This is a genomic window from Plantactinospora sp. KLBMP9567 (assembly GCF_033446045.1).
In the GTDB taxonomy this organism is placed as follows: Bacteria; Actinomycetota; Actinomycetes; order Mycobacteriales; family Micromonosporaceae; genus Plantactinospora.
In genome coordinates this window covers 87,878-101,891 of record NZ_JAWQRR010000026.1, presented here as the reverse complement: position 1 = coordinate 101,891, position 14,014 = coordinate 87,878, and the positions used below count along the sequence as shown (strand labels likewise).

Below are 14,014 nucleotides of genomic sequence, written 5' to 3'. Positions count from 1 at the left end.
ATCTCAGCACACCGGTGCCGGACGCGGGTCCGCGCACACACCTGTGCGACCGCTACGGCTGGACGACCGCGCCCAGTTCGCCCTCGGCGAGGCGTACCCGCAGCGGGTCACCGGCGGCGACCTCACCCGGTGCCCGTACGACGTGCCCGTCGGCGCGCTGCACGATGGCGTACCCCCGGTGCAGGGTGGCAGCGGGGGAGAGGGCCCGGAGCCGCGCCACGGTGTGCCGGAGTTCCCCGGTCGCGGTGCCGAGCCGGTGCTGCACGCAGCGGACGGCCCGGTCCCGCAGCGCGGTCACGTCGGCGGCCCGCTGGTCGAGCAGTACCTCCGGCCGGGCGAGCGACGGGCGGGACCGCCAGGCGTCGAGGCGGTGCGCCTCCCGGTCGACCAGCCCGATCATCGCCCGGTCGAGCCGGTCCCGGGCCATCCGGATCAGTCGGGTTTCCTCGCCGAGGTCCGGCACGATCCGCTTGGCGGCGTCGGTCGGTGTCGAGGCGCGCAGGTCGGCCACGTAGTCGACCAGCGGCGTGTCGGTCTCGTGGCCGATCGCGCTGACCACCGGTGTACGGCAGCCGAAGACCGCCCGGCACAGCGCCTCGTCGGAGAAGGGGAGCAGGTCCTCGACGCTGCCACCGCCCCGGGCCAGCACGATCACGTCGATGCTCGGGTCGGCGTCGAGCACCTTGAGCGCGTCGACGATCTGCGGTACGGCGGTCGGGCCCTGCACCGCCACGGTGACGGTCCGGAACTGCACCGCTGGCCAGCGGCGACGGGCGTTCGTCAGCACGTCCCGTTCGGCCGCCGAGGCTCGGCCGGTGATCAGGCCGATCCGGCTCGGCAGGAAGGGCGGCCGGCGCTTGCGTGCCCGGTCGAAAAGCCCCTCCGCGGCGAGCAGCTTCTTCAGCTTCTCCAGCCGGGCCAGCAGCTCGCCGAGCCCGACCTGCCGGATCTCGTCGGCCCGCAGGCTGAGCGTGCCCCGGGCGGCGTAGAACTCGGGCTTGGCGTGCAGCAGTACCCGGGCTCCCTCGGTCAGCTCCGGTGCACCGGCGTCCAGTACGTCCCGGTTGGTGGTGACGGTGAGGCTGAGGTCGGCCGACGGGTCGCGCAGGGTGAGGAAGACCGTCGCCGCGCCGGGGCGCCGGCTGAGCTGCGCCACCTGGCCGTCCACCCAGACCCAGCCCAGCTTGCCGATCCAGGCGCTCAGCTTCTGGCTGACCACCCGGACCGGCCACGGCTCGTCGGGGGTACTGCGCGGGATGCCGGCCTCGGTCATCCGGTCAGCCTACGGCGGCCACCGCCAGCCCCGCGCCATGCCGGCCGCCCGGCGGGACGGCGGCCAGCGGCCGGGACCACGGGCGGAACGTAGACTGGGCGGGTGACCGAGGCTCAGGCGACACCCCAGACCGGCAAGCGTGTCCTGTTGGCCAAGCCCCGCGGCTACTGTGCCGGCGTCGACCGTGCCGTGCAGACCGTGCAGGAGGCCCTCAAGCTCTACGGGGCGCCGATTTACGTGCGCAAGCAGATCGTGCACAACAAGCACGTCGTCTCCACCCTGGAGCGGCAGGGCGCCGTCTTCGTGGAGGAGAACGAGGAGGTGCCGGAGGGGTCGATCGTGATCTTCTCGGCGCACGGCGTGGCGCCGGAGGTCTACGAGCAGGCGAAGGCCCGCTCGCTGAAGGCGATCGACGCCACCTGCCCGCTGGTCACCAAGGTGCACCACGAGGCCCGGCGGTTCGCGGCGGACGATTACGACATTCTGCTCATCGGTCACGAGGGGCACGAAGAGGTGATCGGCACCTCAGGGGAGGCACCCACGCACATCCAGCTCGTGGACGGTCCGGACGACGCCGACAAGGTGACCGTACGGGACCCGTCGAAGGTGGTCTGGCTCTCCCAGACGACCCTGTCGGTGGACGAGACGATGGAGACCGTCGCCCGGCTCAAGCGCCGGCTGCCGCTGCTCCAGTCGCCGCCCAGCGACGACATCTGCTACGCCACCCAGAACCGCCAGCATGTGGTCAAGGAGATCGCCGCCGACTGTGACGTGGTGATCGTGGTCGGCTCGCGCAACTCGTCCAACTCGGTACGGCTGGTCGAGGTGGCGGTGGACGCGGGCGCGCGGGCCGGCTACCTGGTCGACTACGCCTCGGAGATCTCTGACGACTGGCTGGCCGGGGCGAACACGATCGGCGTGACCTCCGGGGCGAGCGTCCCCGACGACCTGGTGACGGAGGTGCTCGACCATCTCGCCGCGCGCGGCTTCGCCGACGTGACCGAGGTGACCACGGCCGACGAGCGGCTGACCTTCTCGCTGCCGCAGGACCTCAGGCGCGACATGAAGGCCGCGGCGGCCAAGGCGGCGGCCGAGCAGGAGAGCCCGCTCGCGGCGAGCGCCGCCAACGGCTGACCGGCCGGGCGGCGTGGCGCGGAACGGGCGGCCCGGCGTACGCGTCGAATCTGCCATGACGACGCGGTGGATGGTCGGCGCGGTGCTGGCTGCTGGGCTGGCCCTCGGGGCGTGCGCGGATTCCGGCTCGACGCCGCCGAACGGATCGGGAGGAAGTCCGGTGACCGCGTCCCCCTCGCCAGACCCGGCCTCGTCCAGCCTGTCTGGTCCGTCCGGCCCCGGTCCGACCAGCCCCGGCGGTCCGAGCGCGGATCCGACCGCTCCGACCAGACCACCGTCCGGCGGGGCGGCGCCGAGCGGTACGACCACGCTGCGCGGGACGGTCCAGGCCGGGGTCGAACCCAACTGCCTGCTGCTGGACGGCTATCTGCTGGTCGGCGGCCCTCGGGACGTGCTCGCCGCCGGAGCCCGGGTGACGGTCGTCGGCGAGGTACGTCCCGATCTGATGACCACCTGCCAGCAGGGCACCCCGTTCCAGGTGCAGAGCGCAACGAGGGGCTGACCGCCGAGCGACCGACTGGCCGCCGAGCGACCGGGCAGGCCGCCGAGCTGTTCCGAGCGGTCGCAGCCTGCCCCCGGGGCACTACGGGCGCCTGTCGGAAAGCGCTGGGGCCGTCCTCGGCCAGGCATATGCCGGTTGAGCGTGATACCACCATGTCATCACGATGACCTCGTGGTATCACGCTCAGCGCAGATATGCCTGCCGTTGCAGCCGCCCGCAGGATTTCGGGGAGGTCGGTCAGCGGCGCTGGAGTACCCCAGTAGAGGATCTGGCCCGCGAGCAACGCGGGATGGACGTCGGGCAGCTCCCGCAGCGCGCGGGCGAGCTGGGCGCAGAGGTACACCATCAGGCCGACCCGGTCATTCCGGAAGGCGGTCACGAGCGCCAGCCGCGCCTGCTGGCCCGGGCCAGGCGCCGGTAGTGACGCCAGACGTCGAACGGGGTCCGTCCCAGGCTGGGACGGACCCCGATCGGTTCAGTTGAACGTAGAACTCAGTTCACCGCGTCGACCTTCACCAGGGCGTTGCCGACCACGGCACCGTCCACGGTGACGACCTGCATCTGGCCGGAGAGCTGCCGGCCGGCGACCGGAACCGTCAGCGCGGTCACCGAACCGGTGATGGTCGTCGTGTCCTGGTACGCCAGCGATTCGTAGGTCGCCGGCACGGACAGGTTGCCGAGGGCGGGGGAGAAGAACACGTCCCGGTAGTCGAGCTGGGTGGTACCGGCCGGCACCGAGTACCCGTCGACCTCGATCTGGTAGGTCCCGGCCGCCGGGTTGGCCAGCGAGACGGACTCCTCCGAGTCACCGTCGGCGTCGAACGCCACCCGTACGCCGTCCTTGTAGACGTAGAGGTCGAGGTCGGCACCGGCGTCGCTGGTGTTGCCGATCGCCACGTCGAGCCGGCTGGCCCCGGCCGGGACCGCCACCTCGTAGGTCAGCACCTCGTGGTGCCCGATGCTCGGCCGCGCCTCCACGGTGCTGCCGAGCGGCCCGCCCGAGCCGGTGACGACGACCGGACCGAACTGGTTGGTCAGCTCCCAGTCGACCGGGGTGGGCTCCCCGGCCTGCACGCTGAGCAGCTCGGTCTCGTCCGGGGTGACCTCGACGCCCTGCACCCGGGCCTGGATCTGGTACGGGTTGCCGAGCAGCGGCGACGTACGCCGGGACTCGACCTCGATCTCCCAGACGCCCGGGATCGGGTTGTCGTACGACCGCTCGTCCGGCTTGCAGGCGGCCACGTCGGAGAAGTTGGTGAAGCAGGCCGTGCTCACGGTGCTGTCCACCGGGATGCCCCACGGGTTGATCGCGATGAACCGGGTCTGCGAGCCGGGGGCGATGCCGGTCAGGTTGACCTGCAACGATCCGGCACCCTCCGGCACCGTGACGAAGTACGTCGTGAACAGGTTGCGGTCCACGTTGCCGCCGGCCGAGAAGGAGAAGTTCTTCTTCTTCGGCACCTCGGCGATCGTCACGACGTTCATGAACTCGAAGTCCACCGCCGGGGTCGCCGGGTCGTCGACCTCGACGATCGAGCTGTGCGCCCCGACGCCCGCCTTCGCCTCGACGCTGAACGTCACCGTCTTGCCGAGCGGCAGGTCCAGGTGCGCCGGCAGGTTGTCGAAGACGTTGCCGGTGTTGCCCACCAGGCGCAGGTCGTGCCGGACGGTGCCCTTCGGGCCGCTGTTCCGGGTCACCTTCACCTTGTAGGTCTTCGCCACGTTCGGCTTCTGCCCGCCGGCGCCGACGGCACACCGGTTGTAGATGCCGGTGCCCCGGTACGGCGTGGCCAGCAGGTCCGCCAGCGGCGTGCAGACCGGGGCGTCGACAGTGTAGCCCCGGGTCTCCAGCGCGGCACCGGCCAGCAGTTGCCAGGCGGCCGGTACGTTGAGCTGCCCGTTGCCCTGGCCGTGCGCCGGTACCCCGTCGATCCAGGACGCCGACGAGTAGATCGCCCGGCGCAGCGCGGCGGTGGTGACCAGCTTGCGGTTCGCCTTGGCCGCCGAGAGCAACAGCGCGATGCCGCCGGTCACCTGCGGGGCGGACATGGACGTACCGTTGATCATCTGGTAGCCCGGCGGCAGCGGGTAGCCCGCCTCGGCCACCGGGTTGCCCGGCAGCCAGAGCGGGGTGGTGGAGATCGCCGACCCCGGTGCGGTGATGTTCGGCTTGAACCCGCCGTCCTCACGCGGGCCGCGCGAGGAGAAGTAGAGGAGCTGGTACGGCGTGCGGGTCTCCGAGCCGTAGTTGGCCAGGTAGGTCTCCTGGCTGATCCCGGCGGCGACGCTGACGATGTTGCTGACCGTGGACGGATCGCCGATGGTGTTGATGCCGGGTCCGGAGTTGCCGGCCGAGAAGACGAGCTGCACACCGAGTTCGTTGACGATCCGGTTGTAGAGTGCCGCGCGCAGGTCGCTGCCGTCGTTCAGCGCCCCGAGGCCGCCGATCGAGATGTTGACCACGTCCACGTCACGGTTGACCACCAACTCGACCATGCCGTCGGTGAGTGCGGCGAAGGTGCAGCCGCCGCCCCAGGTGCAGGCGCGGGCGGAGACCAGCTTGGCGCCGGGCGCACCACCGTCCAGGTTGGCGTTGCCGAACATGTCGTTCGCGGCGGTGATGCCGGCGACGTGCGAGCCGTGCGCGTCCTCGACCACCCCGATGTTGACGAAGTCGTACGCGCCCGGCAGGCCGGCCGGGGTGGTGTCCACATCCTCGCGGAACTCGACCACGAACGGGGTCTGGTCGCGTACCGGGGTGTCCGGCTTGTCGGTGCCGAAGTGGCCCACGTCGTAGCGCTCGGCGTACGGGCGCATCACCGGGTCGTCGGTGAAGTCCCGGTTGCCGTTGGCGTCGACCCGGATGTCGTGGCTCGTCGGGTCGTAGAGGATGCCGAACAGGTCCGCGGTGTCGCCGTCCCGGTTGATGTCACCGGCCGGGGCGCTCCCGGCGGTGATGGACTCGGCGAACCGGTTGATCCGGTACGTCCCGGCCGGCGCCGTCCAGGTGGCACCCGCGTAGCTGAAGCTCGGGCCGGTCACCTGGTCGCGCATGATCCGCCAGGTGGCGTCCCCGTCGAAGATGGGGTCGGTGGCGGTGAACCAGTCGACGATCTTGCGCTCGCCGGTCGAGGTGGTCTGCAACGACGGGTGGTCCAGGTCGACCCCGGTGTCCATGATGCCGATCGTGACGCCCCGGCCGTCCCAGCTCGGATGCGCGGTCTTGAAGTCCACCGCCCCGATCTCGTGGGTCGGCATGTACGGGTTCCGGGCCGGCGTGTCGGCTCCGGGACCGGTCACCGCCGCCTTGGCCCGCGCCTGTGCCCGGGCTGGCGTGGGGGTCGGCTCGGGCTCTGGCAGCTTGACCTTGTCGTCCAGGTCGACCGCCATGACGCCGGGCAGCGCTGCGGCGGCCGGCACGGCCGAGGTGGGTACGCTGGCGCGGACGTAACCGACCTGGTCGGCCCGCTTGGCGATGATGCCGCCGAGCTTGCGCAGCCCGGCGACGACGATGGCCGACCGGCCCTTGTCGGCCGCGATGAGCAGCGTCACCCGCGGTTCCTTGCGGGACTTCGCCTCGGCGAGCAGTTCCAGGTCGCGCGGGCCCAGGGTGTCGGCGGGATCGGACTTCAGGGTTTCGGGAGCGGCGGTCGGATCGGCGCTCGCCGGGGTGGCACCGGTGGCCAGGGTCAGGCCGCTCAGAACCACGACCGAGGCGAGTACCCCGGCGGAGGTCCGTCGGCGCCAGGCACGGGATCTACTCACGTTCATGTCCTTCGGGAGAACAGGCCCTGCAGCGCAGGGCACACGTGACCGGAATCCTCGGTCGCCGTGCACATGCCTGTCACTATCGCGCTCCGCGTTGTGACCACCCCGTGATCTGAGTGGACCGATCGGCGCGGTAGCTGGGCGGATCGGTGTCGATGACCGGCTGAACGCCGGTTCCGATTCGGACGGTCAGAGCTGGGGTGACCGGGGAATCTCCAGTTGCCGCCCCGTCGGCGGATCGACCAGCTCGGGCGCCTGCGGCTGGCGTGGTGCCGTCTCCACCTGCGGCGGCACCGGCAGGTCGTCGCCGGCCACACCCAGCTCGGCGAGTTTGCGCGCGCTGACCAGTACCCGGGCCTCCAGCGAACCCACCGCCCGGTTGTACGCGGTCACCGCCCCGCCCAGCGCCCCGCCGAGCTTGGCGACGTGCTCGCCGAGGGTGCCGAGCCGGCCGTACAGCTCGCGGGCCAGCGCGTGCACCGCGACCGCGTTGCGGGCCAGCGCCTCCTGCCGCCACGAGTAGGCGACGGTACGCAGCAGCGCCACCAGGGTCGCCGGGGTGGCCAGCACCACGTTGCGGGTGAACGCGTGCTCCAGCAGCGTCGGGTCGCGTTGCAGCGCCACGTCGAGGAACGGGTCCGCCGGCACGAACAGCACCACGAACTCCGGGGACTGGTCGAAGGCGGCCCAGTAGGACTTGGCGGCCAGCGCGTCGACGTGTGCCCGCAGGTGCCGGGCGTGCGCGTCCAGGTGCCGGTCCCGGCCCTGCTCGTCCCGGGCCTCCATGGCGGTCAGGTACGCGTCGAACGGTGCCTTCGCGTCCACCACCACCGAGCGGCCGCCGTGCAGCCGGACCACCAGGTCGGGGCGGACCACCTGGTGCTCGGTCGCCGCGGTCACCTGTTCGGCGAAGTCGCAGTGCTCCAGCATGCCGGCCGCCTCCACCACCCGGCGGAGCTGGTGCTCGCCCCAGCGGCCGCGTACCTGCGGGGCGCGCAGCGCGGCGACGAGCTGCTTGGTCTCGGTACGCAGCTCGCCGGAGACCGCCGTCATCGAACGGACCTGCTCGCGCAGCTCGGCGTACGCGTCGACCCGGTCGTGCTCCAGCTCGGCGACCCGCTGCTCGTAGCGGCGCAGGGTCTCGTGCAGCGGCGCCACCGCCCGGGCCACCGCCTCCTGGGACTGCGCGGTCGCCTCGTAGGAGAGCGCCCGCATCGACTGCTCCAGCCGGCCCTCGCCGTCCCGGGTGGCCCGCAGGGTCGCGTCCAGCCGGGCGATCTCGGCGGTCGACCGCGCGGTGGCGGCCAGCCAGCCGATCGCCCCGCCCGCGACGAGGCAGACGATCACCACGGCCACGGTCGAGAGGTCCACCTCACAGAGCATGCCAGGCGCCCGGCGCAGCGGCGCGGGTACTCGCCGGTGCGGGTGGGTACCGTGGGGTGATGGGCGAGGTGATCTGGTTCCTCCTGCTGGTGGTGCTGGTCGGCGGCGGGGTGCTCTGGTGGCGTCACGAGCGCGCCGCCCGGCAGGCCCGGGAACTCGCCGATGCGCGGGCCGAGGCCGGTCGCTGGTACGAGCGGCTGGGCGGGCAGCTGATGAACCTGCACGGTGCCGAGCCGGCGGTCCGGCAGGCGCTGGCCGACGCCGGGGAGCGCTACAACGCCGCCGGTGCCCAGCTCGAACAGGCGCGCAGCGCCCGGCAGTACGAGCTGGCCCGGGAGACCGCCCTGGAGGGGCTGGCGTACGTCCGGGCGGCCCGGGTGGCGCTCGGCATCGATCCGGGGCCGGAACTGCCGCCGCTGGCCGCCGCCCGGGGAGTCGGTGCGGTCACCGTGCCCCGGGAGGTGCAGGTCCAGGGCGAGACGTTCCGGGCCGGGCCGGCCCCGGGGGCGGGGACGCCCTACTACTACCCCGGTGGGCGGATGCAGGGCCGGCCGGTGCCGGCCGGCTGGTATTCGACGCCGTGGTGGAAGACCGGCCTGGCGGCCGGTGCCGGGGTGCTCGGCGGCGTGCTGATCGCCGACGCACTCTTCTCGCCCGCCTTCGCCGACCCGGGGTACGGCTCCGACGCCGGCTACCAGGAGGGCTTCGCCGACGGCGCGGACTACGGCGACGCGGGCGGGGCGGGGGATCCCGGTGCCGGAGACTTCGGCGGAGGCGGATTCGGTGCTGGGGATTTCGGCGGCGGAGACTTCGGTGGCGGTGGAGACTTTTAGCGGTACGACCGGATTGTCCCGGGGGTCTGTCCGGTCTTAGGGCTAACCGTCCGGCGGATGGTAGGGCTGACGGGATGGTCCTTGCGAGGGCCAGCCGGCAGAGTCGTCAACTGTGAGCGTTGACGTGGAGACCGTGGGGAGGCGCCGGCCGGTGATTGCCGGACGCTGGCTGACCAGCCTGGCCGTGGCGGGACTCGGGGTCGTGGTGGTGACCGTGACCGCACAGTCGATCGACCGGTTCCACTGGTGGGCCGGCTTCGTGCTGGTGCCCGGAGCCCTGATCGCGGCGTCCGGCGGACCCCTGCTGGCCCGGGGCGGCGGGCGCGCGTTCGTCGGATACCTGCTGGCCTGCGTCGGCGGCCTGGTCTTCGCGGTCGGCGCGATGCTGATGCTGGGGGTGATGGGGCGCGGCTGGCCGTTCATGATCAGTCTGCCGGCGCTGGCCGTCGCCGGCACCTATTTCTGGCGGTCGCCGGATCCGCTGCCCCGGGCGTTCCACCGCACCGTTGCGATGCTGGCGCTGAACACCGCCGCGCTCGGAGTGACGTTCCTGCTGCTGGTCAACGACGCGCTGGACTTCGGCTCGACCGGCTGGTGGGGCGTCTTCATGATGGTCGGCGGCGTGATCATCCTGGCCAACGGGCTGGAACTGCTCCGGCACCGGATCCAGTACCGGGCCCAGGCCGTCACCCTGGCCGTCGGCCCGGCGGTGATCGCGTTCCTGCTCGGCCTGCGCTTCCTGCGCGACTGGCCGTTCCAGTTCTGAGCCGGTCGCCGTCCTCCGGCGGCCCGGTCAGCGCTCAGTCAGCCGGTCTAGCCCACGATCATCCGCATGGTGGTGGACTTGCCGGCTCCGTTCCGGCCGACAATCCCGGTGACCTGGCCGCCGTGCGGTTAGCGGCGGAGCCGCCAGGTGAGGCCGTGGCCGTACGGGTAGCGGACCGTCGCCGGGTCGGCCGGGTCCGGCACGCTGACCGGGAGCTTGCCGCGCGGCGCGACCTCTCCGGCGAGTACCCGGGTCAGCGCCTCCATCGACGCCTTCGTGTAGCCGAACGTGACGAGCTGGGTCGGCACGTCGTCGAAGTGCCCGACGTCGTACGCGTCCCGCACCGCGACCACCGCCACCGGCTTGCCGGTGGCGGCCAGCGCGTGCACCAGCTTCTGCTGCCGGGCGAACGGGTCGGTGACCGTGGTGTCGAAGGCCTTCTGGGTCAGCACGACCGTCAGATCGTTGGCCTGGGCGGCGGCCACCGCCTCGGCGATCTTCGCGTCGTTCGGCAGCCCGGTCGGCAGCGCGCTGGTCCGGTTGCCCCGGGCGGCCAGCCCGGCGGCGAGGGTGCCGACGTTGTCGAAGGCGCTGGAGTTCCAGCCGGTGACCAGCACCGACCGGTCGGCCTCCGGCAGCGGCAGCAGCTTGGCGTCGTTGCGCACGGCGGTCACGGTACGATCGGTGATTTTCCGCAGCTCGGCCTGGTGGGCGGGCTGCCCGACCACCCGCTCGGCAGCGGCCGGGTCGACCGGCGGCACCCCGTCGAGTACGCCCCGGCGCTGCTTGAGGGTGAGGAGCCGGCGTACCGACTGGTCGATCCGGGCCTCGGTGAGTTCCCCGGAGGCGACGGCGGCCAGTACCGAGTTGACCGCCAGGTCCAGATTCGGCGGCATCAGCAGCAGGTCGGCGCCGGCCTTGAGGGCGAGTACCGGAACGCGGTCGTCGCCGTACTTCTGGCGTACCCCGGCCATGCCGAGCGAGTCGGTCACCACCACGCCCCGGAAGCCGAGCTGATCCCGGAGCAGTCCGGTGAGGATCGGCGCGGAGAGCGTGGCCGGGTCGCCGGAGCCGTCCAGCGACGGTACGACGATGTGTGCCGTCATGATCGCGTCCACTCCGGCCGCGATGGCGGTCCGGAACGGCGGGGCGTCAAGCTGTTGCCACTCGTCCCGGGTGTGGTGGATCACCGGCAGCGCGGTGTGGCTGTCGTCCCGGGTGTCGCCGTGTCCGGGGAAGTGCTTGGCGGCCACGCTCACCCCGGCGCCGGCCTGGAAGCCGACCACCTGGGCAGCGGTCATCCCGGCCACCAGCAGCGGGTCGGAGCCGAACGAGCGTACCCCGATCACCGGGTTGGCCGGGTTGACGTTGACGTCGGCCGACGGCGCCCACGCCTGCCCGATGCCGACCGCCCGCAGTTCCCGCCCGGTGATCCGGGCCGCGGTGTACGCGTCGACCAGGCTGCGCCCGGCGCCGAGCGCCATGTTGCCGGGGAAGAGGGTGGCCGGTGCCGGCAGCCGCTGCACGATGCCGTGCTCCTGGTCGGTGGAGATGAGCAGCGGGATCCGGGGACCGTTGGCGGCGGCGCTCGCCTGCAGCCCGTTGGAGAGCGTGGCGATCTGCCGGGGTGAGTCGAGATTGTGCGACCAGGAGAAGTAGATGACCCCGCCGAGGTGATATTTCGCGACCACCTCGGCACCGGTGTCCACTCCGTACGCCTGGCGGTTGGCGGTGGCGTCGGCCGGGCTCGGCGCGGTGGCGGAGCCGCCGTAGACGTAGGTGGCGAAGAGCTGGCCGACCTTTTCCGGCAGGCTCATCCGGGCGATCAGCCGGTCCACCGGGGACGGTGTGCCGCGGGTGGACGGTGCGGCCTGGGCGGGCGGGCTGGCGCCGCCGGCGGCGAGCAGGGCGATCGCGACGCTTGCTGCCAGTAGCCGGGTCCGCATGGCACCTCCAGGTGATTCATCCGACTCTGTAAATTAGTCGCCCCCGGGGTGAGGGGCAAGAAGCTTCTGTGTTATTGCCAATGGCGAAGGAAACCTTCATTCTGGTCGTGGTCGACGAGAGTCGTGGTCGACAGGAGCCGTGGCTGACGGGATGGTCGATGACCGGCACGGAGGTGGTGGCGATGCGTCGTCGGAGGATCGGCACCGGACTTCTCGGCGCCGGAGTCGGCACGGTGGTCCTGGTCACGGCCCTGGCCGTACCGCACCCGGCGACCGCCGGCCCGAAAGTCGGCCAGGCGGTGAGCGGTCCCAAGGTGGGCCAGGCAGTGCCCGGGGGCCGCAGCGGAGGTTGGCAGAGCGGGCCGCCGACCGTCGAGCCCGGCGACGTCCGGTTCGCCCGGCGCACGCTGCGGGCCGGCCGGCCGCAGGAGGTCGGCCTGCTGCCCGAGTACGTCGACCGGCTGCGCGCCGACGCCGAGGCGTACCTGAGGCCGACCCCGGACCACCCGACCTTCCCGACGTACGCCGGAGCCGTGCTGCTGGCCGCCAAGGACGGGGTGGTGGTCCGGCACGAGGCGGTCGGCGCGGCGGTGAAGTACAGCGAGGTCGGGCCGGCACCCGGGCGGGTCGGTGTCGAGTTGCCACCCGACCAGCAGATCCCGATGCGCAAGGACACCATCTTCGACCTCGCCTCGATCTCCAAGCTTTTCACCACCGTGGTGGCGCTGCGCCAGGTCGAGCGCGGCACCGTCGAGCTGGACGCGCCGGTGGTGCGTTACCTGCCGGAGTTCGCCGCGGGCGGCAAGGAGGCGGTGACCGTACGGATGCTGCTCACCCACACCGGCGGGCTACCCGCGTTCGCGCCACTGTGGAGCAGCTACCCGACCCCGGAGGAGCGGGAGGCGGCCGCCCTGGCCACCCCGTTCGCCGCCGGTGCCAGCCCCGGCAACCAGTACGTCTACTCCGACCTCGGGCTGATCGCGCTCGGCGTACTCGTGGAGCGGGTGACCGGCCACCCGCTGGAGGAACTCGTCGCCACCGAGGTGACCGGGCCGCTGCGGATGGTGGACACCGGCTACAACCCGGCACCGGCGCTCCGGCACCGGATCGCCGCCACCGAATACCAGCCGTACGCGAACCGCGGGATGGTCTGGGGCGAGGTGCACGACGAGAACGCCTGGGCACTCGGCGGGGTGGCCGGGCACGCAGGGCTCTTCTCCACCGCCGCCGACCTGGCCATCTTCTGCCAGATGCTGCTCAACGGCGGCGAATACCGGGGCGCCCGGATCCTGCGCGAGTCGACCGTGCGGGACATGCTGGTCAACTACAACGCCGGCCTGGAGAGCCGCTATCCGGAGAGCGACCGGGGGCTCGGGGTCGAGCTGCACAAGCACTGGTACATGTCCGGGCTCGCCTCGCCGGTCGCGTTCGGGCACACCGGGTTCACCGGTACCTCGATCGTGGTCGACCCGCTGTCGCACACCTTCCTGATCCTGCTGACCAACCGGGTACACCCGGACCGGAACTGGGGCAGCAACAACGTGGCCCGGCGGGCGCTGGCCCGCGACCTGGCGTACGCGACTCCGGTCCGGCCACCGATGGGCGGCACCGCCTGGCGCGCGGACGACCTCGACGGCGGCAGCGTCACGCTCAGCGCGCCGCTGCGCCGCGCCGCCGGCCGCGCGGCGGTGGCCAGCTTCCAACTCTGGTACGACACCGAGCCGCGCTACGACCTGCTGCACTTCCGGTCCTCGGCCGACGGCGGGGAGACCTGGGCACCGGTCGACGTGACCCTGGTCGGTCCGACCGGGCGGTGGACCGCCGAGGGCTCGGTCACCGGCTACGGCGGCCGGCGCTGGTGGCAGGCGTTCGCGGAACTGCCGGCCGGCACCACCGACCTGCGCTGGAGCTACACCACCGACGGCACTTCCCGGGGCCGCGGCGTGTACGTCGACGGCCTGCTCGTGGTCGGCACCAACGGTTTGCTCTTCTCCGGCGAGGGCAGCGACGCGACCCGCTTCGTCCCGACCGGCTGGACCCCGTCGAGTCGTTAGTCCGGGGCCGGCTCGCCGCTGCCGGTGGATCGGCAGGGAACGGCCTCGGCGTGGGTCAGATCGGGATGACGGGCACTTCGCCGCCGCCCGCCGCCTTCCCGGCCGTGCCCTTCCCGGCCGCCGTCCAAGATTCCTGGCGAGTTGGGGCGCGGCGAACTGTTCAGTCCGATGACATCTGTCGCAGTTCGTGTCCCGGTACATGTGTCACAAGATCAGCAGGTTGCGCGGTACGGTCCTGCCCGAGTCGCACCTGCAACTCCGCCGGTCGATGCGTACCACCATCGCGCGGGCGCTGTTCGACGCGGCGGGCTGGGCGCGTACCGATGACGAGGCACGGACGGTTCTCGCCGCAGGC

The 14,014-nt window shown here is 72.2% G+C and carries 9 protein-coding genes and 1 pseudogene; 5 read left to right on the top strand and 5 right to left on the bottom strand.

Going from position 1 to position 14,014, the window contains the following annotated elements; translation table 11 throughout:
- Positions 1–52: 52 nt before the first annotated feature.
- Complete coding sequence (xseA, locus tag R6Y94_RS21065; protein WP_318397597.1) at positions 53–1,273, bottom strand: exodeoxyribonuclease VII large subunit; 1,221 nt, start codon at positions 1,271–1,273, stop codon at positions 53–55.
- 102 nt (positions 1,274–1,375) lie between these two features.
- Here xseA and R6Y94_RS21060 point away from each other — a divergent pair, with 102 nt between their 5' ends.
- On the top strand, positions 1,376–2,407 hold the full coding sequence (locus R6Y94_RS21060) for a 4-hydroxy-3-methylbut-2-enyl diphosphate reductase (RefSeq protein ID WP_318397596.1): 1,032 nt from the start codon (positions 1,376–1,378) through the stop codon (positions 2,405–2,407).
- A gap of 55 nt (positions 2,408–2,462) precedes the next feature.
- Positions 2,463–2,909 carry a hypothetical protein gene (locus tag R6Y94_RS21055; RefSeq protein ID WP_318397595.1) on the top strand — a complete coding sequence of 149 codons (447 nt, stop codon included), beginning with the start codon at positions 2,463–2,465 and terminating at the stop codon, positions 2,907–2,909.
- Positions 2,910–3,401: 492 nt separating this feature from the next.
- On the opposite strand, the gene R6Y94_RS21050 is transcribed toward R6Y94_RS21055, so the two are convergent.
- Both R6Y94_RS21050 and R6Y94_RS21045 read right to left on the bottom strand, forming a co-directional pair.
- Positions 3,402–6,674, bottom strand: a complete 3,273-nt coding sequence (locus tag R6Y94_RS21050) for a S8 family serine peptidase (protein WP_412102827.1) — start codon at positions 6,672–6,674, stop codon at positions 3,402–3,404.
- 192 nt (positions 6,675–6,866) lie between these two features.
- The gene (locus R6Y94_RS21045; protein WP_412102826.1) at positions 6,867–8,048 is read right to left on the bottom strand and encodes a DNA recombination protein RmuC; all 1,182 of its coding nucleotides are present in this window, start codon (positions 8,046–8,048) and stop codon (positions 6,867–6,869) included.
- A 71-nt stretch (positions 8,049–8,119) separates the two neighbouring features.
- Here R6Y94_RS21045 and R6Y94_RS21040 point away from each other — a divergent pair, with 71 nt between their 5' ends.
- Both R6Y94_RS21040 and R6Y94_RS21035 read left to right on the top strand, forming a co-directional pair.
- The gene (locus tag R6Y94_RS21040) at positions 8,120–8,893 is read left to right on the top strand and encodes a hypothetical protein (protein ID WP_318397592.1); all 774 of its coding nucleotides are present in this window, start codon (positions 8,120–8,122) and stop codon (positions 8,891–8,893) included.
- Positions 8,894–9,005: 112 nt separating this feature from the next.
- Positions 9,006–9,659, top strand: a complete 654-nt coding sequence (locus tag R6Y94_RS21035; RefSeq protein WP_318397591.1) for a hypothetical protein — start codon at positions 9,006–9,008, stop codon at positions 9,657–9,659.
- Between the two features lie 47 nt (positions 9,660–9,706).
- On the opposite strand, the pseudogene R6Y94_RS21030 reads toward R6Y94_RS21035, so the two are convergent.
- Together R6Y94_RS21030 and R6Y94_RS21025 are read right to left on the bottom strand one after the other, a co-directional pair.
- A pseudogene (locus R6Y94_RS21030) lies at positions 9,707–9,772 on the bottom strand (ATP-binding cassette domain-containing protein); the annotation flags it as partial.
- A 15-nt stretch (positions 9,773–9,787) separates the two neighbouring features.
- On the bottom strand, positions 9,788–11,605 hold the full coding sequence (locus tag R6Y94_RS21025) for a glycoside hydrolase family 3 protein (RefSeq protein WP_318397590.1): 1,818 nt from the start codon (positions 11,603–11,605) through the stop codon (positions 9,788–9,790).
- Between the two features lie 158 nt (positions 11,606–11,763).
- On the opposite strand from R6Y94_RS21025, the gene R6Y94_RS21020 reads away from it, so the two are divergent.
- Positions 11,764–13,659, top strand: a complete 1,896-nt coding sequence (locus R6Y94_RS21020) for a serine hydrolase (protein ID WP_318397589.1) — start codon at positions 11,764–11,766, stop codon at positions 13,657–13,659.
- The last annotated feature ends 355 nt before the right edge of the window (positions 13,660–14,014 follow it).